Origin of the sequence: Paenibacillus sp. FSL E2-0151 (genome assembly GCF_037993015.1) — a bacterium.
GTDB classification, from domain to species: Bacteria; Bacillota; Bacilli; order Paenibacillales; family Paenibacillaceae; genus Paenibacillus; species Paenibacillus amylolyticus.
Genome location: NZ_CP150308.1, coordinates 5652799 through 5679541 on the forward strand (window position 1 = coordinate 5652799; position 26743 = coordinate 5679541).

General features: G+C 47.7%; 30 protein-coding genes and 2 pseudogenes. 2 read left to right on the forward strand and 30 right to left on the reverse strand.

The window, feature by feature from the left end; translation table 11 throughout:
- Nucleotides 1–79 precede the first annotated feature (79 nt).
- From MHI55_RS25155 to modA, 21 genes are all read right to left on the reverse strand, one after another.
- Nucleotides 80–610 carry a GNAT family protein gene (locus MHI55_RS25155; protein ID WP_340031159.1) on the reverse strand — a complete coding sequence of 177 codons (531 nt, stop codon included), beginning with the start codon at nucleotides 608–610 and terminating at the stop codon, nucleotides 80–82.
- A 249-nt stretch (nucleotides 611–859) separates the two neighbouring features.
- Complete coding sequence (locus MHI55_RS25160) at nucleotides 860–1576, reverse strand: glycosyltransferase (protein ID WP_340387432.1); 717 nt, start codon at nucleotides 1574–1576, stop codon at nucleotides 860–862.
- A 96-nt stretch (nucleotides 1577–1672) separates the two neighbouring features.
- Nucleotides 1673–2389, reverse strand: a complete 717-nt coding sequence (locus tag MHI55_RS25165; RefSeq protein WP_340387435.1) for a glycosyltransferase — start codon at nucleotides 2387–2389, stop codon at nucleotides 1673–1675.
- A complete protein-coding gene (locus MHI55_RS25170) occupies nucleotides 2386–3327 on the reverse strand; it encodes an NAD-dependent epimerase/dehydratase family protein (protein WP_340387437.1) in 942 nt (313 codons plus the stop codon). The genes MHI55_RS25165 and MHI55_RS25170 overlap by 4 nt, the downstream gene beginning before the upstream one ends.
- On the reverse strand, nucleotides 3309–4136 hold the full coding sequence (locus MHI55_RS25175) for an SDR family oxidoreductase (protein WP_340387439.1): 828 nt from the start codon (nucleotides 4134–4136) through the stop codon (nucleotides 3309–3311). The genes MHI55_RS25170 and MHI55_RS25175 overlap by 19 nt, the downstream gene beginning before the upstream one ends.
- Nucleotides 4133–5119 (reverse strand): polysaccharide biosynthesis protein, encoded by a 987-nt coding sequence (locus MHI55_RS25180; RefSeq protein ID WP_017692517.1) that lies wholly within the window; start codon nucleotides 5117–5119, stop codon nucleotides 4133–4135. The genes MHI55_RS25175 and MHI55_RS25180 overlap by 4 nt, the downstream gene beginning before the upstream one ends.
- On the reverse strand, nucleotides 5112–6203 hold the full coding sequence (gene wecB / locus MHI55_RS25185; RefSeq protein ID WP_340387441.1) for a UDP-N-acetylglucosamine 2-epimerase (non-hydrolyzing): 1092 nt from the start codon (nucleotides 6201–6203) through the stop codon (nucleotides 5112–5114). The genes MHI55_RS25180 and wecB overlap by 8 nt, the downstream gene beginning before the upstream one ends.
- 14 nt (nucleotides 6204–6217) lie before the next feature.
- Nucleotides 6218–7864 carry a glycosyltransferase gene (locus tag MHI55_RS25190; RefSeq protein ID WP_340387443.1) on the reverse strand — a complete coding sequence of 549 codons (1647 nt, stop codon included), beginning with the start codon at nucleotides 7862–7864 and terminating at the stop codon, nucleotides 6218–6220.
- A 45-nt stretch (nucleotides 7865–7909) separates the two neighbouring features.
- A complete protein-coding gene (locus tag MHI55_RS25195; protein WP_036673455.1) occupies nucleotides 7910–9049 on the reverse strand; it encodes a glycosyltransferase in 1140 nt (379 codons plus the stop codon).
- A 60-nt stretch (nucleotides 9050–9109) separates the two neighbouring features.
- Entirely contained in the window at nucleotides 9110–10204 is a 1095-nt protein-coding gene (locus MHI55_RS25200; protein WP_340387445.1) for a glycosyltransferase, read from the reverse strand.
- 251 nt (nucleotides 10205–10455) lie between these two features.
- Entirely contained in the window at nucleotides 10456–10797 is a 342-nt protein-coding gene (locus MHI55_RS25205; RefSeq protein WP_051446920.1) for a hypothetical protein, read from the reverse strand.
- A 1-nt stretch (nucleotide 10798) separates the two neighbouring features.
- Nucleotides 10799–11098: a hypothetical protein gene (locus MHI55_RS25210; RefSeq protein WP_017692511.1), complete on the reverse strand. Its 300-nt coding sequence runs from the start codon at nucleotides 11096–11098 to the stop codon at nucleotides 10799–10801.
- Nucleotides 11095–11436, reverse strand: a complete 342-nt coding sequence (locus MHI55_RS25215; protein ID WP_017692510.1) for a hypothetical protein — start codon at nucleotides 11434–11436, stop codon at nucleotides 11095–11097. Before MHI55_RS25215 ends, MHI55_RS25210 begins: the two co-directional genes overlap by 4 nt.
- Before the next feature lie 23 nt (nucleotides 11437–11459).
- Nucleotides 11460–11747, reverse strand: a complete 288-nt coding sequence (locus MHI55_RS25220; protein WP_017692509.1) for a hypothetical protein — start codon at nucleotides 11745–11747, stop codon at nucleotides 11460–11462.
- 121 nt (nucleotides 11748–11868) lie between these two features.
- On the reverse strand, nucleotides 11869–12621 hold the full coding sequence (locus tag MHI55_RS25225) for an amino acid ABC transporter ATP-binding protein (RefSeq protein WP_076319760.1): 753 nt from the start codon (nucleotides 12619–12621) through the stop codon (nucleotides 11869–11871).
- A complete protein-coding gene (locus MHI55_RS25230; protein WP_036673453.1) occupies nucleotides 12618–13328 on the reverse strand; it encodes an amino acid ABC transporter permease in 711 nt (236 codons plus the stop codon). Before MHI55_RS25230 ends, MHI55_RS25225 begins: the two co-directional genes overlap by 4 nt.
- Nucleotides 13329–13413: 85 nt before the next feature.
- Nucleotides 13414–14169: an amino acid ABC transporter permease gene (locus tag MHI55_RS25235; protein WP_036605839.1), complete on the reverse strand. Its 756-nt coding sequence runs from the start codon at nucleotides 14167–14169 to the stop codon at nucleotides 13414–13416.
- Nucleotides 14170–14192: 23 nt separating this feature from the next.
- Nucleotides 14193–15032 carry a transporter substrate-binding domain-containing protein gene (locus tag MHI55_RS25240; RefSeq protein ID WP_083677492.1) on the reverse strand — a complete coding sequence of 280 codons (840 nt, stop codon included), beginning with the start codon at nucleotides 15030–15032 and terminating at the stop codon, nucleotides 14193–14195.
- Between the two features lie 297 nt (nucleotides 15033–15329).
- Entirely contained in the window at nucleotides 15330–15662 is a 333-nt protein-coding gene (locus tag MHI55_RS25245) for a hypothetical protein (protein WP_017692504.1), read from the reverse strand.
- Between the two features lie 273 nt (nucleotides 15663–15935).
- Entirely contained in the window at nucleotides 15936–16622 is a 687-nt protein-coding gene (gene modB / locus MHI55_RS25250; protein WP_083669918.1) for a molybdate ABC transporter permease subunit, read from the reverse strand.
- On the reverse strand, nucleotides 16619–17491 hold the full coding sequence (gene modA / locus MHI55_RS25255) for a molybdate ABC transporter substrate-binding protein (protein WP_340387447.1): 873 nt from the start codon (nucleotides 17489–17491) through the stop codon (nucleotides 16619–16621). The genes modB and modA overlap by 4 nt, the downstream gene beginning before the upstream one ends.
- 237 nt (nucleotides 17492–17728) lie before the next feature.
- Between modA and MHI55_RS25260 the strand changes: the two genes are divergently transcribed.
- The gene (locus MHI55_RS25260) at nucleotides 17729–18772 is read left to right on the forward strand and encodes a helix-turn-helix transcriptional regulator (RefSeq protein ID WP_036605837.1); all 1044 of its coding nucleotides are present in this window, start codon (nucleotides 17729–17731) and stop codon (nucleotides 18770–18772) included.
- Nucleotides 18773–18921: 149 nt separating this feature from the next.
- Here the strand turns inward: MHI55_RS25260 and MHI55_RS25265 are convergent, their stop codons facing one another.
- Entirely contained in the window at nucleotides 18922–20994 is a 2073-nt protein-coding gene (locus tag MHI55_RS25265; protein ID WP_340387449.1) for a beta-galactosidase, read from the reverse strand.
- Between the two features lie 175 nt (nucleotides 20995–21169).
- Between MHI55_RS25265 and MHI55_RS25270 the strand changes: the two genes are divergently transcribed.
- A complete protein-coding gene (locus tag MHI55_RS25270; RefSeq protein ID WP_036673445.1) occupies nucleotides 21170–22027 on the forward strand; it encodes a helix-turn-helix domain-containing protein in 858 nt (285 codons plus the stop codon).
- A gap of 80 nt (nucleotides 22028–22107) precedes the next feature.
- On the opposite strand, the gene MHI55_RS25275 is transcribed toward MHI55_RS25270, so the two are convergent.
- The 8 genes and pseudogenes from MHI55_RS25275 to MHI55_RS25310 all read right to left on the reverse strand — a co-directional run bounded on the left by MHI55_RS25275 (nucleotide 22108) and on the right by MHI55_RS25310 (nucleotide 26363).
- Nucleotides 22108–22341, reverse strand: coding sequence for a helix-turn-helix transcriptional regulator (locus tag MHI55_RS25275; protein WP_036605834.1), 234 nt, complete (start codon nucleotides 22339–22341; stop codon nucleotides 22108–22110).
- Nucleotides 22342–22350: 9 nt separating this feature from the next.
- Nucleotides 22351–22671: pseudogene (locus MHI55_RS25280) on the reverse strand (DUF2975 domain-containing protein); the annotation flags it as partial.
- Nucleotides 22672–22698: 27 nt separating this feature from the next.
- Nucleotides 22699–23562 (reverse strand): IS3 family transposase, encoded by an 864-nt coding sequence (locus tag MHI55_RS25285; RefSeq protein ID WP_339189383.1) that lies wholly within the window; start codon nucleotides 23560–23562, stop codon nucleotides 22699–22701.
- Nucleotides 23563–23573: 11 nt separating this feature from the next.
- Nucleotides 23574–23891, reverse strand: a complete 318-nt coding sequence (locus MHI55_RS25290) for a transposase (protein WP_074094933.1) — start codon at nucleotides 23889–23891, stop codon at nucleotides 23574–23576.
- Nucleotides 23892–23958: 67 nt separating this feature from the next.
- Nucleotides 23959–24117 (reverse strand): annotated as a pseudogene (locus MHI55_RS25295) (DUF2975 domain-containing protein); the annotation flags it as partial.
- Nucleotides 24118–24395: 278 nt separating this feature from the next.
- Complete coding sequence (locus MHI55_RS25300) at nucleotides 24396–24626, reverse strand: DUF3024 domain-containing protein (RefSeq protein ID WP_340387451.1); 231 nt, start codon at nucleotides 24624–24626, stop codon at nucleotides 24396–24398.
- A gap of 218 nt (nucleotides 24627–24844) precedes the next feature.
- On the reverse strand, nucleotides 24845–25114 hold the full coding sequence (gene rpsN / locus MHI55_RS25305) for a 30S ribosomal protein S14 (RefSeq protein ID WP_036605831.1): 270 nt from the start codon (nucleotides 25112–25114) through the stop codon (nucleotides 24845–24847).
- A 52-nt stretch (nucleotides 25115–25166) separates the two neighbouring features.
- Nucleotides 25167–26363, reverse strand: a complete 1197-nt coding sequence (locus MHI55_RS25310) for a GTP-binding protein (protein ID WP_340387453.1) — start codon at nucleotides 26361–26363, stop codon at nucleotides 25167–25169.
- Nucleotides 26364–26743: the final 380 nt, after the last annotated feature.

Genomic DNA, 26743 nt, shown 5'->3' on the forward strand with positions numbered 1-26743 from the left:
GTCATATGAATGACTGAGGACACCCCTTGCTTGCTTTAATGTGTTCTAACGGACCGAGAACACGCTATTACAGATCGTTTTAATCTGTCGCCAACTTGGAATACATATTCAGATCACTGAACGTTTCGCCTACCCTCTCGTATGCTCTGAGGGTGCCTTCGTATGTGAAATTAAGCTTTTGCAATAGCTTGATAGAATTCACATTATCGGGGTCAACCTTTGCCTCAATACGATTCAGTTTCAAAGTCGAGAATGCATGAGCTAACAAAGAAGAGATCGCTTCCGTAGCATATCCTTTCCCCCAGTGTGATCTGGCAATGTCATACCCAATTTCTGCTTTGATATTGTCAAAATCCAGTGAATTATAACCACATGAACCTATGATTTCGTTGGACTCTTGCACAAGGATAGAGAACCGAATGGCCTTGTTTTCCTGAGCAAGATCATTCAGAAGATTAATCATGGCTATAGCTTGATTTTCATCCGTAAAATGAGTGATATTCATAAATCTAGTCACATCCGGATCAGACCAAATTTTAAACAAGCTGGCCGCATCCGATACGTTCATTTTTCGCAAATATAACCGTTCTGTGTATAACTCTGTAATCAATACTCTTACCTCCATTAGTTTATTAATAGTTGGGTTTAAGATATTGATATCTGCGCATAGTCCAGTCCCTTCCGTGTATGAATCATTTCATTATACAGAGACTTCAGCAATCGATCACCCTTTGTGTCCACGTATCTGTCCATAAAGTAAAAAAAGAGCTTCCACTTATAACACTTAAAAAGTGTTTCATAAGGGTGCTCTCCTGTCCATTTAACACCTATTCCATTCAGCCATCGTTGCCAAATCCATCTACTTCCAGTACCCGCCAACCTGAAGTAAGTTAAACAGAATAGGCCGATGCTTCTCTTGAACTTTTTCCATCTCGGCAACAAGTGCCTTGAAGTGACGTTTGGTTCCCATCGACTCATGCAATCGGTAACACATCAGAGGTTCATTGTAGTAGAACAGCTCATACATTGGAAACAGCCTCATCCACATCTCATAGTCATGGGTGTAGCGAAAATCAGTGTCGAACAGTCCGAACCGCTCAAATGCTGCCATCTCTAACATGACAGTACAGCCGTTGATCGGACAACCTTCCAGCAGTACCTGCAACATCTCCAGACGACTGCCCACTTCCGGATGCACCGTATCCAACCATTCACTCTTCTCGTTCACATAATGGTAGGCACCATGGCAGAATGAAGCCTTAACCTCGCGCATAAACTTCAGTTGCTTCTCCACCCGGTCCAGCAGCATCACATCATCTGAGCTGAGCCAAACAAAGTAATCCCCTGTTGCCTGCTTGATGCCCTCATTTAATGCTGTCGCGGTTCCACCGTTTTCTTTGCGAATATAGCGGATGGAATCCATGAATGGCTGTAGCCGCTCCACGTGCTCGGTTGACCCATCATCCACCACGATGACCTCGATATGCGGATACGTCTGGTGAATGGCACTGTGAACAGCCTGCTCGATATAAGCACAATTGTAAAAAGGAATGACGATCGATACTTTTGGCTCCATTCGGGCCTTCCCCTCCTCTTACTGTCTTAGGTAAAATGCTGCGCAAAGAGGGCGTTAATCAGCCATCTTTTGGCTTTCTTAACTGCCCTCCCTACGCTACCCGCCAAGCGTCGCTATTCGCTGCAACAGCGGTTCCCGATATCTGGACCATACCATGGATGCCTCTCTGCCGATGACATCCGCATGACGTACCGATCCCATTCCCCCATGCCACCGATAGGCAGTAAGCGGTTCATTCAGGTATGGGAACCGATGACCGTTCAGTACAATACGCATCCAGAGATCCAGATCATGGGTGTAGGGAAGAAGTTCATCGAACAGCCCCACTCCGCTAAAGAGATCCTTGCGAATCATGACCGTGCAACCATTCACTGGATTGCCGTTAACAAACCGTCGTAGTAAATCCATATCCGACATCGGTTCAGGCCCACCATGCATTCTGGTAACTGCCGAATGCTCGTTGATATAGTGAAAGTTTGTATGTGAGACGAGCACATTCTCGCGTTGCATAAACTCCAGCTGATAACGAATTTTATCCGGGTACAGATAATCATCCGAACTGAGCCAGGCTACATAATCACCAGAGGCATGGCGGATGCCATGATTAAGTGCCGAAGCCGTCCCGCCATTGCTTTTGCCAAGCACATTAATATAAGGAAGATAGGGTTGAAGCAACTCTGCATGCCGGGTTGAACCGTCATTCACAACAACGATCTCCACATGGGGATACGTCTGGTTCAGCGCACTCTGAATCGCCTGAGGCACATAAGGGCAGTTATAGAATGGAATGACAATGGATACTCTCGGATTCAACTTGTCGTCCTCCCTTGCTGGACACGAACATCACTCAGGATATCCTGAAGCGATGTGGCAAATGGAATCATCGGCTGCCAGCCAAGCTTGCGCAGCAGTGATAATTCCTCTTGTTTCCCCGAACCATCCGGACCAGAAGATGCCCCATCCCAGCGAACAGGAACTTCCGCTTCTGTCATGGACAACAGCAGTTCTGCAATTTCACCAAGACTGCGCTCGACTCCAGACACCACCGGGTATACTGTACCACTAGACCCTTGTATCAGGAGGGTTGCATACGCTCTGACGGCATCCCGCACATCCAGAAAGTCACGGGTATTGTCCCGTCCGGACAGACGGAATGCCTCGGTTTTGCCCGCCTGCTCACAGGCAACAACATGGCGTGCAAGCAGTGAACAGATGCCTGTGGAAGGACCCGCACCAATCAGATTGCCTGGCTCCGCCAGCATGATCTGTTGTCCGAAGAGCGACATCCACGACAAGGACACCATCTCTTCCAGCGCTTTACTGAGGCTGTATGGATGCGGAGGCTGGGGAATCCGGCCAGGTTCCGGCGTATATTTTAACCGCGATCCTACAATAACGGTACGTGCTGTTGGACAACTGCGAAGCGCATCCAGCAGATACAGCACGGCCATCACATTCGTCTCCAGGACCAGTAGCGGATCAGACCACGAATCAGGCACTGAATTTTTGCCAGCGAGATGCAGCACATAGTCGGGCTGCACCTCGCCGATCAGATGACGTACTTGCTGTTTATCGTTCAGATCACAGACATGGACTTGTGCACCTTTTCCGAATGAATACACATCCGGCCTCCGGACTACCGCCGCAACCACTGCACCAACTTCCCGAAAATAAGATACGGCATGTCGCCCGGTAAAACCGGAGGCGCCTGTAATCAGCACTTTCTTGCCTCTCAGCTCTGCTCCATCCATAATGCCAACTCCTTCAGCATTGTAGAATAATCCGGCAGGTCTGTCTTCACATCCTCGCGAGTGGACACCAGCGTACGGTCCTGCACTACACTGTTATCACGCACAATCGTCACATCCTGCTTATCCCAGGTCTGCTTGAACAATACAAGCAGGTCATGCTTGCTGACAGGTGCTGGATGAGCTAAGTGGATCAGACCACTAACCGATGAGGCCAGGTAATGGTCTACCCATTTGGCCAGCTCAAGTGTGGTCACACCGTTCCAGAATACGCGGGTATACCCCCCGACTTCACCTGTGCTGGACATAAACCATTGCATCAGACCAATGCCGCCCTGGCGAATCTCGGGTCCAATGATGGACGTACGGATCGTCAGATGACCTTCATCCTGAACTTCGCCAAGTGCTTTGGTGATGGCGTAAGCTGAAGTCCCATCTGTAACATCATCTTCCCGGTATGCTCCCCTGTCCCCGCTGAACACACAGTCCGTGCTGATATGAATCAGGCGTGCACCAATCGTATCTGCAACCCGCCGCAGACGATGTGGCAGGAAACCGTTAATATGATATGCAGTTATTTTGTCCTCATCTGCGAAGTTGTTCAACACACCTACAGCATTAATAATCACATCCGGGTGCACAGCTTCTACCAATCGATCAACCATGAAGCTGTCGTTCACATCCAGGAGCAGACCATTGGGGTCCGTTACATCCCGAGATGTGTAGAAGACGCTGTGTACACCTTGACGGCGGAAATAGTCGACCAAAATATGGCCGGCCATTCCGTTTCCACCAAGTATCAGCAGTTTCATGACAAGAATCCTCCGCGTTTCAGAATTTCACGAATCTCCTCTTTGGTCATGAGTTGGTGTTCAGAACTGAAACTGTTAAAGGAGACCGGAGGACAATTGGTATAATGTTCACGCAGGCCCGGTATGCCCAGTGTAGGAAGAATTACCAGGTACTGCTCATCGTAAACAACGGTGGTCATGCTCTCGAATTCACTCATCAATATTTCATGGATTTTCTCCCCTGGACGAATGCCCCGTTCCACAATGCTCACATTCTCCACACCGGAATCCTCAATCAGTACTTCCGCGAGATCAACGATTTTGCAGGTAGGCATTGTCATGACAAAGATCTCTCCACCGACACTTTCCACCGAAGCTTTGAACAGCAAGGTAATTGCGTCCTTCAGCGTAAGAAAGAATCGAGTCATACTCATATCCGTGATGGAGACCTGCCCTTTCTGGCGGATCTGATTCTTGAACAGATGTACCACACTTCCGTTTGTTCCCAGTACATTCCCGCCCCGTACCGTAACAAACTTGGTATCGCTGTGTAACAAGTTTGCATATACAATTAATTTCTCGCCGATCGCCTTTGTCATGCCATAGAAGTTGGATGGATTGGCAGCTTTGTCAGTCGAGATATAGATTACTTTTTCCACCTTGTTCTCAATAGCGGCCTCAATTACGTTCTGTGTACCAATCACATTGGTTTTGAGTGCTTCGTACGGTTGGTCTTCACACACCGGAACATGCTTGAGCGCAGCCAGATGAAATACATAGTCCACATGTTGGCAAGCCGCCGTTAATGCGTCCTTGTCACGAATATCTCCAATCCGGAAATGAAGACGTGGGTCTTCAAATTCACGACTCATAGCCACTTGGCTGGACTCGTTCCGGGAATATACAATAATTTCTTTGGGCTGCTGGGGCAGTAGTTGAGCCACAAGTTCATAACCCCATGATCCCGTACCGCCAGTCACGAGTATACGCTTATTTTCAAACATGCATTTTCCCTCCAAGCAGAAATTTAACCACTTTACTGGATACATCTGTGGCTTTGTAACCTTGCGGGCAATCCCAGTCGCTAGACATCTTTGTCATGACTTTCACGCAATCAGCGATGCGCGCGGCATCCAGACCGGAGACTACATTGCTGCCGCAATCGACCGTTTCCGGCCGCTCGGTAGTTCGACGCATCGTTACGGTCGGCACACCCATAATGCAACACTCCTCCTGCACGGTACCGCTATCCGTAAGTGCACAGCGTGCATGACGTTCAAGCATTACAAAGTCGAAGAATCCAAACGGCTCGTGAAACTCCACCAGCGGGTTCATCTCCAGATGCAGATGCTCCGCAATCCGGATTGCTGTACGCGGATGAATACTGCAGATCACACGCAACCCGTGTTCCTCTGCGACCTGGTTCAGTCCTTTCATAATCTCCAGCAAATGAGGGGCATGATCCACATTCTCAGCTCGATGGGCAGTAACCAGGAAGTATTGCCCAGACTTCAGCTTGAGCTTCTTCAGTATTTTGCTGGAACTTACTTGCGCTTCGTAGTGCTGCATGACTTCATAGATGGGATTGCCCGTTAGCACGATGCGCCTGCTTGGTACCCCTTCGCTGACCAAATGTTTCTTGCTCTGTTCCGTGTAAGGCATATTAACGGTGGAGATGGCATCAATAACCTTACGATTTTTCTCCTCAGGCACATCCAGGTCAAAGCAACGATTGCCTGCTTCCATATGAATAACAGGAACACCCATGCGCTCAGCCAATATTGCACATAATGCGCTATTGGTATCGCCGAGCAGCAGCAATTTATCGGGCTTCTCCTGCAATATCAGATCTTCCATCTGCGTAAACATCGAGGATAGCTGTCGTCCCAGAGTGGCCGCTTCATCCTGAAGAACGTAATCCGGTGCGCGCAGGCCCATTTCCTTGAAAAAGAGACCGCTGAGACTTTCCGTGAAGTTCTGTCCCGTATGCACCAGAATATGTTTGGACGCGTAATGGTCCAGCTTGGAGATGATCAGGCTGAGCCGTATGATCTCAGGTCTCGTACCCAGCACCGTCATGATCTTCATCGTAATCCCTGCCTTCATCTTGTATTGGAACCCTTGCGCCCTGCTCGGCTACGTCCCGCTTTGGCAGATTTGCGTCTGCGACTAGCCGATTTCCCCATATGTGGACGCGGTCCCTTGGTTGTACGGGTTCTCCCCTTACGTCTGCCAGTTCCGGAAGTACGTTTCAGCCCCTCACGGTCTCGGCGAGAATGAGGTGCAAGTGGCTTGCGACGACGTTTCCGCGTTTTGCCCCTCTGTTGAATCGGCTTTGCAGCCGGGACAGTACCTGAGGCAACAGGAGCATCGTGACCCAATGCGATTGGAGGTAATGACGAATGTGGCAACGCCTGTATGACGGTCAGTGGGAATAATAGTGCCCGAACCGTGGTCGGCTCCAGAACCAGTACAGTACGCAGTCCTCCCTCCCCATGGGTATACACAGGTCCATTCGGAGGTTGGATATAAGCAAACCATCCGGGAAAACGCAATAACCACTGTGTCACCATCGTATGCAGTTTCGTTCGGTAGGTTTCAACGCCGTAGAGCCTTTCCGCTTCTGTCCGATTACGCCACCCCGTATTCGAGGCCAGCTCTGCATCATTCAGCAAGGTTGTTGCCAAGGTGACAAGCGCTTCGGTATCACCCGGCGGGGCCAGAAATGCATCACTGCCTACGGATTCCATTAATTCCTTCAGTCCACCCTGAGCAAAAGCGATGACCGGTTTGGCAAAATAGAGACCCTCCAGTGCGGTCATGCCAAACCCTTCTTTGACCATGCTTGGGATGACCAGGATATCCATCGCGGTATACGCCAGAGATACGTTCTCTTCAAATGTGGTGAAGGTAAACCGGCGTGAATACCCGGATTTTCTCACCCGTGATACACACTCGTCGTAATACTTTTTATCCGATGCTGCCCCGATGATCCAGAAGCGACAGCGCGAATGTGTTTCACAGATTCTCAAGGCCATATCTACAAAAGGTTTCAACCCTTTGGCATCATATATAAATGAAGAAATATAACCGATACAGGTCTGTGATGATTTGAAACCAAGCTCCTTACGCTTGCGTTCGCGCAGATGAACCCAGCGGTCCGGTGCTGGTAGCGCGGGTTCCCAAGTTGGGGAGATAATGGTCACTTTGTCACCTATGCCGGCTTCGTGGAATGGGGCTACCGCTGTCTCGGATATACCGATAATCCAATCCGCGTAACGCCCAATCATCTGGATTGCCTCGTTTGTATGTTCATTTGTATGAATGATCTCGGTAATTTTCCAGATGACCGGAATCTGAAGGGACTTTGCCGCTACAGCCGGCATCACATTAACGCAGGTGTTCGTTAACACCATATCGGGAGCAGTCTCCCGTATGAGGGAGACTGCTTCCTGATACGCTGGTGTATGGCGAAGATGCTCCGCATCATCTGCAATGCCCAGGTAAGGTGTGTACACACCGTGAAGCATCGGCAGAGTGCATATTTTGACCTGAATGCCGAATCTTCGCGCAAGCCCCGCAAGCTTCCCCTCCTGAGGGGCTACGAGCACACATTCAAAGATCGTACCGATCTCTCTCATAAAATGAAGCAGCAGCTTCTCGGCGCCTGTAATGCTGCGAGTATTACACACATGTGAAAATAACATCATCTTTGGTTTCGTTGCCATGGCCGCACGGACCCTGTACACGATTATCCGATACAGGGTACTGTGCACACCTCCTCCCGGCCAGAATTAAGGGAATATGATGGTTAACATTTCATTAATTCTTTTGCCATACGTGTGGTCTTTCAGTGTACGTTCAAGTCCACGAAGTGCAATCTCACGACGTTCCTTTTCATGAGTAAGATAATATTCCACTTTGTCGAGTAACTCCTGCGGCGAGGAATAAGTCTCAATCTCCACACCCGGTTTGTAGAAACGCGCAATGTCATCCCGGGCGTCGGTCAGCTGTAGCGTCGTGGACGCGGCAATTTCAAACGTTCTCGGGTTCGGTGAAGCTGGCGCGATTTTGAGGTGATTATTATTGACGGAATCATCTTCGTGGGATCGATGCAGGTTGATGACAATTTTGGTGCCATTGTACACATCATTGGTCTCCGGCGGACTCATCCAGCGACCGAGTTCAATCTTCTCGCCATAGGCAGTATAGTCAGGCAGACGGTCCCACCAGATTCCGTTAAATACCGTATTGTGTGACATCAACTGAGGCATGATCGGATTGAAGAAGTATACCCGGTTCCAGTAGGCCGAGCCGATAAAGCTGACATCCCGTTTTAACGGGGAAGGAGTTGTAATCGGAAAGTAATGATTAGTAAATGCGGCAAAAGGGAGGTAGTGAACGGACGCGCAGCCGATTTGTCGATATAGATCGATACAGTTCAGTTCCAACGTGAAGACATGGTCAAAATGTGTCACAATATCCAGCGTCATATCTGTATAGTACGGGTCATCCGTGAGCCAGATCGCCGTCTGAATGCCCGCTTGGCGAATCGCATCGATATGCTCGATGGGGATATCCATTCCATCCAGCACAAGCACAAGATCAGGACGCGTCTGCAGCGCAATTTCAGAAATCGGTTGACGCGGATCAGAGAGGGTTACTTGAGCTACCATACCCTGTAGCGTGGCCATAATGGCCTCATCCAACGGGGAGTAAGGGAAGCCTTTACCCGAGGATACATACAGCACGTGAAGCTGTCGGAAAGGCAACGGTTCCTGTGCACAATTCACAATATAGTTGGCGCGACCGCGCAGATATCCTTCTTCCTTACCTGCGTCATATCCGGCATGTTGCCCATTTTTGCGTGCTTGATCAGCCAGGCTCAGTACGGGTGCATGAACCTTTTTGGTTTTACGGTGTTTGAGAGACATACCGCCACTCCTTTATTTTTTGGGATAGGATTCTTGTTGATGTTGCACTTCAGACGGGGATTACAAATGTTCCAGCAACTGACCGATCCGGCGAGTGAATGTATGCTGGTTCATCGTGGTGAGAAGTCCACGCCACGCCATCGCCTGTCGTTCTTCTTCATGCTTCAGATAATAGTGGATCTTGCGCTGAAGTTCTGCTGCGTTGGTGAACGTCTCGATGTCATATCCCGGCTTATAATAACGGGGTAAATCTGCACGTGCATCCGTAATCTGCATTGTGCCGCATGCACTGATCTCATACGTGCGTGGATTAATCGAGTGACCTTTAAGATGATGTGTATTGCGATTGTCTTCCCCATTCTCGCAAGTCCGGTGAATGTTAATGACAATCTTGGCGCCATTGTAATAATCTACTGTCTCTCCAGGAGCAATCCATCCTTCGTGGATGAAACGGCCTAGTACATCATAGCGTGCTAACCGATTCCACTGACTACCCGCAATGAATACCTTTTTGTCCGCTAGAAAAGGGGCCAGCTCATCAAACAAGGCAATCCGGTTCCAGAATCCGGTACCGATAAAACAAATGTCGTGCTGATGCTGCGGTGCCGCGCGCCGTGGTTGAAACATGCCTGGATTCACCGCGAGTGGCATATAGATGACCTGGTTCGCTCCATGTCCCAGATAGAAGGGTACGGCGGCCTCTTCATGCGTGAACACGACATCATAATGCTGACAAAGGGACGTTGTATCTTCGGTGAAATACGGATCATCCACAAACCACACGGCAGTTCGGATACCGAGTGCACGTATGCCATTCACCTGCTCTACATGATCTGCGGGAAATACATGCAGACCATTCATGACGAGCACAACATCGGGCCGATGCTGACTGGCTTCCTGCAACATCGCTGCTGGCGATCCAACAACGCATTCACGTACAGATTGCTGCAGAGCCAAGGTGACACCTTCATCGATGGCATCGAATCCTTGCGGGATATATAACACCTTCATGTCCCGCAGGGTCGGTTCAAACATCTGCACCCGCTCCATCATGGCTTGACAGCCGCCAAATCTGCGGCCTTCTGCATATCCGCCGCGGTAAGCCGTTTCCGCTTCGGTCAGCGGACGGTGCCTTCGTTTTGCCACATTATTCACCCTGTCTTCCTTCAGGAGATCTCACTTCCAGACTCTCCCCGAGATTGGTCTTCCCTCTAAAGGATATGCCTCGGGGTCAGATGCATCATGGACGGGTGTCCTGCAAGGCGCAAAATTGGCGCATGCCCTCCACATCCGCCTGTACGGGCATGTCCGCTTTTGCGGCGATGCAAATAGCCCGGAGGGATCTGTCCCCCGGGCTAACTGTTATACAGGTATCATTCCATGCAGGAATAATCCTGTCTACTCGGTTACTGTGCTTTGTAAGCCAGCTGATGTCCGTCCTCGAATCCCTTGGCGAAACCCGCGTTGAATCCCTCGTTGTACGCCTCGTTGTATCCCTGACTGTACGCACCGTCCGGGTTCGGATCGGTAGGGGTAGCCGGGACGACTGGTTGTACGGGCTTTGGACTCCGGTGCCGCCGTACCGCACGTTTCTTTTTTTTGAGCCACGCACTGCGTCCTTTAAGTGGGCGTTTGTGAAGAACACGTTTGGCTCTGAGCGCACGCAGTTTGCGAATTTTGCGCAGACGGGCTCCACGGATTAACAAAGCTCTTTTGGTTCTCAGTCGTATTTTCTTCTTCTTTAACATGTCAACATTCCTCCTGTATGTCCCGAACGATACGAATTGCACACCCGGGGTCTTTGAGCCACGGCAAGCCAGGCTCCCCATGCTGGATTCGGGCCAGCCTGATTCCCGTAACCATACGAGACATTTCTGCCTGATAGCGACTCAGCAAACGAATGTTTTCGGCCAGACTGCGGGCGGATACTTCCGAATGAGCGGTTACACTGGCTACACTGTCCAGAATGCGTGCCAGCGCCTGCTGACTGTGTGCAATGGATTCAATGAGCGCCAGTTTGGCTTCCTGCTCACGCCGCATCAGACTCATTTTCCCATGTCTCCCAGATCCATGCCGCCAAACATGCCACCGTCCATACCGCCGCCATCTTCGCTGTCGTTCTGTACCATCACCGCTTTGAGATTGTTGCACAGTCCGGTCTCCATCCGGGTTAATCCTTCCAGCAATTCCACCAGCTGATCATGCATCTTGAGCGGCTCGCCTACCTGATCCCCATGCGTCAGAAAGGTATCCCCATTCAAATGATTCAGCGTCCAGTTCCGTACCTTCTCGGCCTCAATCGCTTTTGCCTCCAAGATCAGGGCAATATTCCACTGCATTTTGGCTGCTGCGTCCAGCATCAGAATGAGGCTCTGTTCTCTACTCATGTTCCTTCACCCGCCTTCCGGGCTTATTCTTCTTCTTGAACCGCGATCTCCCGCATGACTTGGGTCAGCGTTTCGGCTACAGCCTCTTCCAGATCTGCAAGGCCCCCCAAGTAAGAGATAATGCTTTTATTGATTTGCCCAGAGCTATCCAGCAGACCGTCAACGCCATCCAACTCCGGTTCGATATCTGGCAAATGATTGATGATTTCAGACATGCGTACAGCGACTTGGCGTTTGGCATCCAGCACACGTGCGATCTGCTGGTGAGAGTGTGCAATATGTGTGATGATTTCATCGATTTTACTCTGCATGGTCCTCCTCCTTACCGTCACGGCCTGCTTCACCCATAGAAAAACCCGGCCTATCAGCATTTGCCTGTTACAGCATATGCCGGGCCGGGATCGTCAGTTACTACAGCTTGCGCCTATATCGTCAGATAACATAACTCCAGTCGGAAGAATATCGACTGAGGAATTGGCGAGTACGTTCCTGCTTGGGACGTACAAACACCTCTTCCGGGGTTCCTTCCTCCACAACGGAACCTCCATCCATGAAAACGACCCGATTTGCCACCTCACGGGCAAACCCCATTTCATGGGTGACTACAATCATGGTGATCCCCTCTTGAGCAATGGAGCGGATGACAGACAACACTTCTCCCACAAGCTCGGGGTCCAGCGCCGAGGTCGGTTCATCAAACAAAATCACTTCGGGATTCAGTGCCAATGCTCTGGCGATGCCCACCCTTTGCTGTTGTCCACCTGACAACATACTTGGATACTCATTGATTTTGGCAGACAGTCCGACTTGTTCAAGCACACGCAAGGCACGCGTGCGGGCATCGGATTTGGACATTTTCTGGGCAATAATTAATCCCTCGGTAACGTTGTCCAGCACCGTCTTGTGTTTGAACAGATTATAATGCTGGAACACCATCGCCGTTTTTCGTCTCAACTGCACAATGTCATGTTTGCGTGCATGCTTGCAATCAACGGTTAATCCACTGATCTGAACCTCGCCCTCATCGGCACGTTCCAGAAAATTGACGCAGCGCAGCAGCGTTGTTTTACCTGATCCGCTCGGTCCAAGGATCGCTACGACATCGCCCTGTTCCACGGTCAGATCAATTCCCTTCAATACTTCCTGCTTGCCAAAAGTTTTGTGTATGTTTGTTAGTGTAATCATGACACGCCTCCTTTGCTGTACACGGCAACCCGACGCTCAAGCAGAGCAGTGATCCGCTCGGCAATGATGGTCAGCCCCCAATAGATAAACGCTGCGGCGATAAAGGCCTCCAGAAACTTCAGACTGACGGATGCCACCACATCCGCTTTACCGAGGATGTCCATCTGAGACACGGTAAAAGCGAGTGTTGATCCATGCAGGAACCCAACAAACATACTGCACAAGTTAGGCAATACCGCCCCGATCGCTTGAGGGATAATGATACGCCTTAAAGCCTGGAATGTGCTCATGCCTACAGCGTGAGCCGCCTCCATCTGGCCGATATCCACAGCAAGAATGCCTGAACGGATAATCTCGGACATATAGGCGCCCGCAGTGAGCGAGAAAGCAATTAGTACAAATACGAGAATTGGAATCGACGAGGATTGGAAAGCCCAACCGTAACGTTCCGCCAGCTTATCGATAATCATCGGAATACCGTAATAGATGAGGAATAGATGCATCAGCATCGGTGTTCCACGCAGGAATGAAACGTAGAAGTCAGCAATGCGGTGAATCCACCGCACGCGATAGATACGGATCAGAGCCGTAGCCAGACCGATTCCGAACCCTGCAATCAACGGAACAATCGTAATGACAAGTGTCAGTGGCAATGCCTTCAGGATTTGAAAAAAAGATGTATAGATAAACTGGAGATCAATCGACATATGCTCACCCCGCTATTCGTTTCAGTGAGAGTTCAAAAAGTCTGGTTTTCAGTACCGAGAAGATGCCGCCAGGCATGATTCGTAATCAAAAGCGGACTTTTTGAACAACCTCTTTCAGGCGTTTGGCTCGAATTGCCGGTTTGTGTACAACTCTCTTGCGTTCATGACGCTGGAGTCTGCGTTCTGCAAAGGCAAATCCTTTTTCAAGAACAATAACAATGACATAATAGACCACAGACAGACTGATATACACTTCAAGTGCATGCGATGTAGCCGAAATTAACGTCTGCCCTCTGCCCACCATATCCATGACACCAATGGAGAAGGCCAGAGACGTATCCTTTAATGAACCGATTAACGTATTGGCCATGTTCGGAAAAGCAACAATCAGTGCCTGCGGAACAACAATCCGCCGAAAAGACTGGAATGTGGTCATACCCGCAGCATAGGCTGCTTCCGTCTGACCTTTATCCACACTGCGCACCGCTCCGCGAAAGATCTCGGCAAAGGATGCCGCGTCACTAAGCGCATAGGTCACAATGACAAATAACAACGGGTCGGTTCTCGACAGGTCGATGCCAATGGGTTTGAGCAACTCGGGAAGTCCGTAATACACCAGGAACAATTTGATCAGGATCGGTGTGCCCCGCATGAATGAGACGTACAGGGTAGCCAACTGGCTTAGTACCGGAATTCGATACAGCCGGGGAACGGCCAGAAGCACGCCGCCCACCAGTCCGAGCACGATGGAACCACCCAGTACAATCAGTGTTATATGCAAATATCGTAGCAGTTCCGGGATGAAATCCAGAACCAATGACAGATCAAATGATTTTCCCATTACCGCTGCACACCTTTCTCAGACTACTCTTCAACCGTATAGTCAGCTCCAAGCCACTCAGTGCTCAGTTTGCCTAATGTTCCATCTTCTTTGATCGCTTTGAGCGCTTCGTCCACTTTGGTTTTGAGTTCCTGCTCATCTTTGTTCAGAATGAAGTACACTTTGGAGTTGGAAAGGGCATCTCCTACCGTTTTCAACTGAGCATCAACCGCCTTATTCTGATAATCAATGGCAAACTGCGTGCTGATGGTGGCATCCACCCGGCCTGTTTTGATCTGGGTAATGGTATCCTCACCCGCTCCGGAATAAACGATATCAATCCCGTTGCCGTTCGCTGCATTCCATTTCTCAGCAAGTACAGCCGCATTACTTGTAGCACCAACAATCAGTTTTTTCCCTTTGAGATCCTCAATCGATTTTACTTCCTCATTTTTCTGACTTACGACAATTTTATTTGGAAAAATATTATAGGCTTCATCATTAAACAGGAACTTGGCCTGTCTCTCATCATTCACTTCCATCTGGTGAGCGATCAGGTCAATTTTTTTTGTTTCCAGACTCAGCAGCAGGTTTTTGAAATCCATGGTGCTGAATTCGAATTCATATTCAGGCAAACGTTTGTCGATCTCCCGGATCAGTTCCACATCATAACCTGTTAACTTGCCATTCTCATCAATGAAGCAGACATTTGGAAACTGTGTACCTGTTCCTACAATGATCTTTTTCACTTTGGTGTCGCCTGCTGCCGAAGCAGATTCTGAATCATTACTTGCAGTTCCTGTGCTACATCCAGCCAGTACCGCCAGCATTGTAATGAACAGCAGTGCTGTCCGGAATTTTTGAATCCCCCGTTTTTTAACCATTCCCAATCTCCTCCACAGGCTGTTATCACAGCAAATATGATGTGTACTCCCATTCCTCTTCCTATTAACAAACCATTCTTACTTGTATAGTCGGAATTAGGTTGAACAAAGAATATCATTACAAGTCATCTTAGGGCAATAACTAAACTAATAGGACATCCTGATATGGTTATAGGACTTCTCTATAGTATAAGAAAAAGCCATCCCCCATATTGATTGGCGGATGGCTTCTTCTTGTATGACTCTCATTGATTATACCATTTTGGCGGTGCATCACTTGGTGTGTACACTACTCATCTATCTGCGACTCGCCCATTTAATTTTACGTGCAACTTCCACTCGCTGTAATTGTAAGAGACCGATCCGTTCCTCGAACTTCTTGCGTTCGTCCATGGAATGAGCGGCATGAATCTGGTGGCAAAGACCTGTCAGTTTGCTGTTGATGTAATCAAACCGTGTCCATAGTTCCTCTTCAGGTGTGCGTTGCTGCTCCGTCGCCGTCTGAAATATTTTGAGTTGGCGGATAAGGGATTGTTGCCATTCCTGATCCTGAATTTGGATGGCAAAATGCAAAAGATCCAGATAGTCATCAATTTGCAACGAAACGCCGCAATCAGATTTAGTGTTCATCGTCGTCTCTCCTTATTTCAGTACTTGGCTGGAATCCATTACTTCTATCTTACAGGAACAAGCCCACTGAAAGCGAGTACTGAACGATTAAATTTCGGGAAAATTTTTATTTTTTTATGTTAAAACAGCTTTACATTTCCATTAAGACCAATTTGGCAGGATATTGATATTGGTACATATGAAATTGGTAATAAAAACCCGCGTTAAGGAAAAAAGTTCTTTCCTCAAAACGGATTTTTCATCATTTTATATATAATATCAACACATATCAAATCAGTCATTTTTTCCATCTCGCTGCTGTCTGGTCATCAGTAACATGAGAAATGAGATGATAATAATGGAAACAGTCCATGCCCAAGCCATGGTCTGATTGCCCGAATCTACAGCGACATAGATTGCCGTGGGTACCGTTTGCGTTTTGCCCGGAATATTGCCTGCAATCATCAGTGTCGCTCCGAATTCGCCGAGTGCCCGGGCAAAGCCCAGGATGAAGGCGGTCATCAATGCTCTGCCTGCGAGCGGCAAGGAAATGTAACGAAAGACCTGCCACTCATTCGCCCCAATCGAACGACCCGCATCCTCCAGATCACGATCCACACCACTGAATCCCGATTTCATCGTCTGATACACCAGTGGAAAAGCAACCACCACCGAAGCAATCACCGCAGCCCACCAGGTGAAAATAACCGGTGCGGAGAATATGGCTTCAATCCATTGTCCAAACAGACTTTTACGCCCCAATATGACAAGTAACAGAAATCCAACCACCGTCGGAGGAAGGACTAGCGGCAGCATAAATGCCGTTTCCAGCAGAATCTTTCCCCGAAATGAAGAACGTGACATCTTCCAGGCTATCGCAATTCCGAGCACAGTGGCCACTACGCTGGATAATAACGCTACCTGAAGAGATAGGCGCACCGGTGACCAGAATACGGACCAGTCTATGGCGTTCACATTCATTCCGGAATTGTGAATCCGTATCTAGCGAAGATATCGAGCACTTCAGGGGTTTGTAAATACGCATAAAATTGTTCGGCCTCTGTACGGTGTTTGGTTCCTTCAATAATGCCTATTGGATAGTTGGCTGGTGTGTAGCTGTTCTTGTCCACCTCAAACGCAATTTTCACCTGATCCGAAGTAAGAGCATCCGTTTTATATACAAATCCTGCATCTGCATTGCCTGTCTCTACATATTGAAGAACCTGTCTAACGTCTTTCCCCTGCACAAGTTTACTTTCCAGTTCATCCCACAGCTTGGCATTGGTCAGAGCTTCCTTGGCATAGGTTCCCGCAGGAACACTTTCCGGAATCCCAATGGCTACCGTCTTGATGGAGTCGCTGGTAAGATCCGTTTCACTGGTTACTGTGTGGGTCCCATCTGCTGGCACTATGGCCACCAGTGAATTCTGTAGCAGATTCTTCTGATCGCCCGATGCAATCAGGTTCTCGTCCACCAGTGCATTCATATTTTTCGTTGCCGCCGATACAAAGATATCAGCCGGGGCACCCTGTTCAATCTGCTGTTGCAAGGCACCCGAGGCGCCAAAGTTAAAATTAAGTTCTATATAAGGATTAGCTAGCTCATAATTGGTTTCAATCTCTTTCATTGCATCGGTCAGACTGGCCGCCGCAGAGATTGTCAGATCTACCGTTTCCTGAGGATCGTTATTTCCTGCTGATGAACTTTCACCTGATGCCGCTGGCGTTGAGGTCGTTTGTTCTGCACCTGTGGATGTATCCGTAGTGCCCGTGTTTGCGCCGCAACCAGCCAATACAAGAGCCAGTCCCAGTGACATACTTCCCAACACATATCCGATTCTCTTTCTCATTCATTTCTCCCCCAACGTTATCTTTAGATATAACTAGTTATAATTGATTATATCTAATTATACACAAGACAAAAAAAATGGGAAGGTGATTAAGATCACATTTGATTTTTGTTATCTGTCCTATGCGTGTATTGCGTGCTCTCAGGTTTATGGCATCCCTCAATTAATGATATAGTACAAGAAACATTCATAATAAAACCATCATTGCTCTATACCTTTGAAGGAGGATCTTCACTTATGACGGAGGAGCAATCCTACACAACCGAAGAAATATCCAAGCTACTCAAAATATCGAAACTGACGGTCTATGACCTGATCAAAAAAGGAGACCTCGTCGCATACCGTGTGGGTAAACAAATGCGAATTGATGCAACCGATCTGGAGGCATATAAACGTCGCTCCAAACAACTTCAGTCCTCAGCGCAGCGTATCCCGACTCCTCATCAGACCTCGGCATCAGGGACCCAGCCAGGTCAGGGTGATTTTCAGGGAACTTCCTTACAATGGACTACACCCGTTGGGTCTACGCATGCGATTACTCCAGCGAGTTCTGCTCATGCAATGACTGCTGTACCACGGCATCTGGTCATAACAGGTCAGGATGTCAGTCTGGATATTCTAATGCGCCATATGGAAAAACAAACTCGGGACATTCGTCCGCTACGTTCGTTCATGGGTAGTTTGGATGGGCTTATCTCGATGTATCGCGGTGAGTCCGATCTGGTCAGCACCCATCTGCTCGACGGAGATACCGGTGAGTATAATCTGCCGTATATTCGCAAAATTCTGACGGGGCGGTCCTATGTTGTGGTAAACCTGCTGTCACGTCCTGCCGGACTATATGTACAGCGTGGTAATCCGCAGAACTTACAGAATTGGACCGATCTGAGCAAGCCTGAACTGAGACTAGCTAATCGGGAAAAAGGTTCTGGCGCGAGAGTATTGCTGGATGAGCAACTTCGGCTGCATGGAATTCCTGCCGCAGGTCTGATCGGATATGAAACCGAGGAAACCAGTCATATGGGCGTGGCTGCCAAAGTCAGTTCAGGTGAAGCTGATGTCGGAGTTGGCATTGAAAAAGCTGCACGACTTGTGGGTCAGGTTGATTTTGTCCCGCTCACTCAGGAGCGCTATGATCTGGTCATGCTGAGGAAGCAAGGTAATGAAGCCTGGACCGAATTGGTCCTGCGGATTCTCCAATCGCCGGAGTTCAGGCAGGAACTGCAATCATTCGAGGGATATGATGTATCGCGAACAGGTGAAATTTTGTACGAAGCATAGTTATACGAGATATAGCCAAAAACACCCATGCTTAATGGATGTTGCGCATCACAATTACATCATGTATATACAAAGCACCTTGCAATGGCTGCAAGGCGCTTTTGGTGTTTCATTCTATAAATAATGCATGATATGGATGATTGAATTTTTTAATGTGGCAAATCGATCTCCAGGATGAATACACCATACGCGGGCATGTTGATCTCATTCTGAAGTGTTGTACCTGACAGTAACTCTTTTGCTTGCTTCTTAAGCTTAATGGGTACTTGTTGATCCGAGTAGTTGAGTAAAAATACATAAGCTTTATCCTTACCGGAACGGATACCAAGCTCAACTTCGGACGGTACCTCTATCAGGTCATTCACAGGTGAAGATAGCCCTATTTCATCTAGTAGAGCATCTACCACCGGCTCGTTGTAAGCTGCCCCATAATACCATACCTGCCCCTGACCTACCTCACGTTTGGTCAAAACAGGGCTACCTGCATAGTATTCGGATGTATACTCGGCTACGACTTGTACGTCGGGATGCTCCACATGAAGAACTTCGTTAAACCCGGCCGTTGGCGTTCCCTCCTGAAGCCGCTCACTCGTCCCATTCCATTGCAGCTCGGCTGCGGGAACGGTTCCTTTGATTAAGGTAAAGTCCTCTACGGTTACACCACACAACTCAGCGACAGCCCCAGGGAACGGTCTCATATAACAATGCCCCCTGAGATCCTTATATCCAGTGCGCGCACCGAAAAACAGAGTGCCTCCTTGACTGACATAGGCTTGCAGAAGTTCTGCTGTCTCGTCTGTCATGATGGCCGGGTGAGCATAGATAATCACCTTATATTCGGATAACTCTTCCAGTGTTGTCGTTGGTTGCAGTGTAACCATGTCCGTCGGAATATGACGATACTGGAGCTGTTTATACCAGGAGCGAACACTCTGTTGCTGAAGCGGACCGTGCCATTCGTCCAACTCTCCGTCCCACAGGTTATCGTAATCCTGTAGGATCGCAACATCGGCTTGATATGTAGTGCCCGCAATAACACGCCCGATCTTGGCAAACTCTTCCCCTACTTGTGCAACCTCGCGTACTCTTCTGTTAGGTTGATTATGGTAATCATTGATGCCATGCCAGTACATCTCGGTGCCAAATGTTGCTGTCCGCCAGCGGAAGTAGACGAGCAGATCTGTTCCGTGAAGAACAGATTGATATGACCATAATCGGATCTGTCCCGGTCTTGGCGTACCCATGCCTATACTGTCGACCCAGCCTCCTGGCCCAGACTGTTGTTCCATGACGCAAAAGTTCGGTGACATGTTACGTACGTTCGACAGTTTCATGCTCCAGGCCCGATCTTGTAATGAGTTATCGTCTGTCCCTGGGAAGATCGTGGCAAACTGCGGATACGAATCATAGGAGAAGAAATCCAATAGCTCCTCTGTCATTTCATGATTATCCAAGTGTCCAAACGTACCGTTTGTTGTGATCCAATGTTCCGGGTCCAGTTCCCGAATGATGTCCACCTGAAGCTTGGCAAATGAAATGGTATTGGCGGAGATGAATCTCTTTTCATCTAGTGCCAGGTGAGGATTGGGCGATGAACTGACCATATTTCGGGTAAGGTGAACTTGCTCCCAGTCAGTATAGGTCTGACTCCAGAAAACGGTTCCCCATGCTTGGTTCAGATTCTCTAACGATTCATAACGATCCTTTAACCATTCACGGAAGGCGACATGGTCCGCCTCAGCATAGAAAACATCCATATGACAATTGAATTCATTATCGATCTGCCATCCAATGAGAGCCGGATGATCTTTATAGGCAATCACCATATTGCGCACGATTTTTTCACATTGCTGTCTGAAGATTGGGCTGCTGTAGTTGGTATGACGCCGCATGCCGTGTTGATACAATACCCCGTCCTTATTTGCGTTTAATACTTCAGGATATTTGGATGTTAACCACGCTGGTGGAGTTGCAGTAGGTGTTCCCAAAATAACACTTAAACCGTATTGATGCGCCAGATCCAATGCCTTCTGGAAAAAACTAAAATCGAACTGACCTTCTTCCGGTTCAAAGATGGACCATGCAAATTCAGCCATCCGAATAACTGTGATATTCATCTCTTTCATTCTACGGAAATCGTCCTCCCACAACGCTTCCGACCAGTGCTCAGGGTAATAACAGACCCCCATTTTTAATTCATCCATTTGGATTGATTTTGCCACCTTTAATTGCCCCCTTAACCTGCCATATTGCCTCCATTCTATTGGAACCTTCACATATAATAAATGACAAGATTATGCGACTTATAATAAAATATTGTCATTGTCTAAGATTCAAATAACAGTAGGCTGAATCTATTTCAGTTCACTACATAAAAATATTGCGTTCAAATGGAGGATGCACGTGAAAGAACACATCTTTCTCCCCAAGCCGGTTTTCCCCAGACATGTATGCTTTCCCGATTTTATTGGAGGGTACAGTGACTTTCCGAAACATTATGTGAATCGGGAATATCGAACGAAAGATATCAACTTGGATCATTGCTATAATTTGCACCTTGTACTTGAAGGTAAAGGATTCCTGGACACGGGAACCACTCGTTATGAGCTAACACGAGGGCAGGGATTCCTCTACGGTCCCGGTCTCAGACAAACCTACTATTCAGATTTGGATGACCCTTGGAGTATTCGTTGGATTCACTTCTACGGTATTCGTCTCGAAGAACTGTTAAATGGAAAAGGCGTTGACGAGCCCTGGCTGTTTCAATGTTCCAACTTTCCGGTGGTTACCGCGCTCATGGATCGATTGCTGGAGCTAGGCAGAGGCTATCAGGTGGAGGACGAGCACAGTGTGGCAGCAACATTATATGAACTTCTGACCCGATTGCAATCCGCAGCGAGTCAAATCAATGTTTCTTTAAATCACACTTCAGAGCGAATTCGTGAAGCAGGGAATTATATTCGCTCTCATAGTAATGAGCACATCACACTTGACCATGCTGCCGGGATTGCCGGATACAGTACAACATACTTTAGCCGCAAGTTCAGTCAGACGTTTGGAATCTCCTTCCCTGAATTCCTGATGGAATCCAGGCTACTACATGCGAAACAGCTGCTCGCAACAACCAATCTTTCCATTAAACAAATTACACTGGAAACGGGATTTTCACAGTCAAGCTACTTCATCCGCTGTTTTAAAACCCAGGAAAACGTAACACCTATGCAATTCCGTATGATGCACAATCATTCGTTATAGGGCACGGGACGTATTCCTTGAACAAGCTGATGTAAAAAAAGACTCTGCATATAACATGCAGAGTCTTTTTCGTTCATTTTTTATATAAGTTCATTTGTATCTTCGTCCTCATCAGCCTTATATTCCAATATATCTCCAGGCTGACAATCCAGTGCTTTACAGATCGCATCCAGAGTGGATAAACGGATCGCTTTTGCTTTTCCTGTTTTTAATATGGAAATATTGGCGATTGTGATCTCAACTCTCTCTGCAAGCTCGGTAACCGTCATTTTCCGCTTTGCCAACATCACATCAATATTGATTATAATGGCCATATATTCACCTCAGACCACTAGGTCATTTTCTGATTTGATATCAATCGCTTCCTGTAACAATCTTTGGAGCACCGCTGAAAACACTGCAATGACTAATGAAGCAAAAATAGGAACCATTCCCATAAGAATGAGGCCTGGGGCATCATCTTTCTCTGCTACAACATAAACAAATGGCAACATCACAAAATAGAGACTACTGATTACAATAGCACAATATTTTATTGTTTTTAAGGATTTCACTGACATTAGAGAGAACGCTTCATTTTTGTCGATGTAGCTCAGCAGACGGAATGCCTGGTACAGTGCAACAATAAACGGAATAACGGACACATTGGACCTATGTCAAAAAAGTAGACACTACGCTGCGGATTTGTCCGTAAAATTCATCGCAAAACGAGCAGGGGAAAGATACCCTAGTGCGCCATGCATTCGCTTGCGGTTGTAATAGAACTCAATGTACTGGTAGATGGCAGTATAAGCCTCTTCCGGCGTCTTAAAACGAGGGTTGCAGTAAATGAGTTCCTTCTTTAAAATACTGTGCCATGACTCAATACAGGCGTTATCATAACAGTTTCCTCGGCGGCTCATGCTTGATTCCATTCCGTATGATTTTAGTTGCTCCACGTATTCTTTTGACGTGTATTGAGAGCCGCGATCTGAGTGATGGAGTAATCCCCGAGCGGGGCGTTTGGCCTTATAAGCTTCCTCCAGTGCACCCATCACCAAACTGGTTTCCATATGGTTATATAGACGCCAGCCTACAATTTCACGTGTGCACAAATCCAGAACGCTGGCGAGATATAGACGACCTCCTCGGCAAGGAATGTAGGTGATGTCGGTAACCCATACCTTATTCGGTTTGGACGTTTTAAATTGCTGATTCAGCGTATTTGGCGCAAGGGGATGGTCGTGTTTGGAATCCGTCGTCTGAACGCGATATTTGGGCATGACCACAGAACGTAGATTCATTTGACGCATGTATATACTGACGGTACGTGAAGAGATTCGCAGCCCTTCTAAATGGAGCAGATACGTAATTTTAGGGCTTCCACACCGCATCTGGTGGTCGTAAAAATGATAGCGAATACGCTTCATGACCTCGTCTTTACGGTTCTGCCGCATGCTGGTTCGGTCCATTCGCCATTTGTAATATCCGCTCCGTGATACTTGAAAGGTTCTGCACATCTTCTCCAAAGAAAACTCGGAGCGATGATCTTCCACAAACTGAAATCTTAGCTCTTTGGTTTGCTGAAGATGTGCACTGCTTTTTTTACAATCGCCAGTTCTTCTTGTGTATCCGCAAGCGTGTGATCTTTCTCTTGAAGCAACCGGCGCATCTCTTGAAGCTCTGCTTCCAGTTCCTTCACTCGATCTACGCTGGCAACAGGCTCATGTTTTAGTTCGCGGTACTTACTCATCCATTGGTGCAACGTACTTTTTGGAATGTTGAGTTCTTCTGCCAAATCTCCAAGTGTCTTCGTCTGCTCTTGAATGAATTTGACCGTTTGTTTTTTGAATTCTTCGTTATATCGTTGCCGCTGTTCTCCCATGTGGACACCTCCGTTAGTCTTATTATCCTTCCGTCCGTTAACGGGTGTCCACTTTTTATTCTAGCTCCACATACATAATAATCACTATGGGGTATAGTGCACCTGCATAATTCGGATTCACCGGATTGTTTGCTAACCAGGGTATGCCGAATATACATAAGGCAAGAATGGGAACACCAATAAGCAACACAGCCAATTTTAAAAAGATGGTTGTACCTCGCTTCACAAAAGCACCTCACTTGTTTTAAGTGATATGAATTTATCATAATATTTATCGTTTTACAATAAATTTTTATTGTAAAACAGATTTTATTTATTCTTTTGCCCATTAAGGAAGGCAGACCAAAAGATCGCCCCCCTCTTTGCTTCAATGATTCTTTGACACAAAAAAAAGCCCGATGCTAGCCACTGTTTCGCTAGCTTCGAACTCGGTTGCATATACGCCATATTTGTCTGAGTTAACATTAATTTTCACGAATGAAATATACTCTTAACCGATCTCGCTCACGTACGCCAGAACAGTCCCGCCTCATCCCGTTCCACCTGCTCGAGCACATTCTCAAAATCGGAACAAGGTGTAATAACATCTACCGGATTCCAGCTGCTCTGTTCATCTCTGGCATACACTTTCCACTGATTTTCTTCCCAGTAAAATCGGGCAATATGCATCTTATCCCATTGATACCGTTCCTCGGCGGGTCTTTCTTCAGTCAGGATCAATTCATTATCATTCATCACATACGTCAACTTCACCATCGTACGCAGTGGCGCAGGTACCTTCTCGTGAATTTATCCGTTCATTACGGACTGAATTCTTCGTAACGTAAACAAGTCCAACATGAGATGCACATCCTTTCAGCAAAATACCACCTCTGTTCTACGCACCACATGCAGCTCCAAGCACACAACAACCTGCTCCATGCAAAGGTGGTCAGCCACATCCCTTGATCATTTTACCAGCTTGATTTTGTTACGCCAGGAATCTGTCCTTGATGAGCCAGTTCTCTGAACTTAATCCGAGATACCTTGAACTTGCGTAGATAACCCCGCGGGCGGCCTGTCACTTCGCAACGGTTCTTTAGTCTGGTCGGAGATGCATTACGCGGCAATTTCTGCAATGCTTCGTAATCCCCTTTCTCCTTTAATTCCCGGCGCAGGTCCGCATATTTTGCCACGATCGCCTGACGTTGCTTCTCACGTACCACTTTAGATTTTTTAGCCACGAATTACAGCTCCTTTATCATTAAATTTATGTTTAGAACATCAACTTCCGAGTTATACGGCTTCCACAGGCCATGGCAGTGGATTGTCGAAATGGCCCCAGTCGCCCAGCATTTCTTCATCACTGAGCAGGCACTGGTCCAGCTCATCTTCAATGCTGGCACGCTCCATTTCGATCCCAATCATGACAAGCTCCGTCTGACGATCTCCCCACTGGGCATCCCATTTCTCCAGAACATCCGGCTCGTTACGCAAAATCTCTTCTTTGTCCGCTTCGGGCAACGCCGCGACCCAATGTCCCGCAGGACCGAACTGAATGGATGGCCCTGCCTGACTGAGGCTTGCCGCAACATCCCCTTCAGCCGCAAGCCATACTAAACCTTTGGCACGTACCACTTCTTCCGGCCAGTAACTCATGAATTCAGCCAGACGGGAAGGATGGAATGGCTTTCTCCGGCGATAAACAAAGGAACCAATACCATATTCCTCGGTTTCCGGTGTATGCGACTCCTTCTCCAGCTCCTGAATCCACCCAGCGGACATGCTCACTTTCTCAAAATCAAAGCGGCCTGTATTTAGAATCTCAGACGGAATCACCTGTCCATTCTCGGTCCGAATGATCTTGGCGTTAGGCTGTAACTTGCGGATGATACCTTCGAGCTTGTTCAGCTCGGTGTCATCGACCAGATCACATTTGTTCAGCAGCAGCACATCACAGGTTTCGATCTGATCAATCAACAAGTCTACAACGTCACGGGTGTCCTCATCTCCGGTCGCCTGATTACGATCCAGAAGACTCTGTCCTGATCCAAAATCATGCCAGAATCGATTGGCATCTACTACCGTTACCAAACAATCCAATCGGGCCAGACTAGTCAGGTCAATACCCGACTCTGCATCGGCGTATGTAAAGGTCTGTGCAACTGGAACAGGTTCACTGATGCCGGTGGATTCGATCAAAATATAGTCATACTTGCCTTCGTTCACCAGCTTCTCAATCTCCTGCATCAGATCATCCCGCAAGGTGCAGCAGATGCAGCCGTTCGACAACTCCACCAGCTTCTCTTCGGTTCGAGACAAGGTTGCCTCCCCCTTAACCAGCGCTGCATCAATATTGACCTCACTCATGTCGTTAACGATTACGGCAACCTTAAGCCCTTGTCTGTTGTTCAACACGTGATTCAAAACCGTCGTTTTCCCTGAACCGAGGTAACCACTTAGTACGGTTACCGGAACTTGCTTTTGTGTCATAGAAATCTACTCCTTATATGTGCAGTCTGTGTAATTCGGACTTTAATAGTAATTATTACGATTAACAACAATGACTATAATCCTGTTGCACGGTCGTTGTCAAACTATTTTTACGAAATAGTCCAGAAAATTGGATAAGAAAAACATCTATCGACGTATTTTCACAGAAGGCAGACCGCATGTAGTTGAAAGTTTTTCTTGCGATATTCGAGTTGTTCAGCTCCTCTGAAAACGTATAAATTCTATTATCTAAAAAAAAGACTTATGATCTGTCTCCTGCAGTTTCGTATCTTGACGATACGTCCCTGAAACTTCAGTCCATAAGCCTTTTACTTTACGCTCCCATATCGGTGCTCCAATCGCATGCACCAAAATAACTG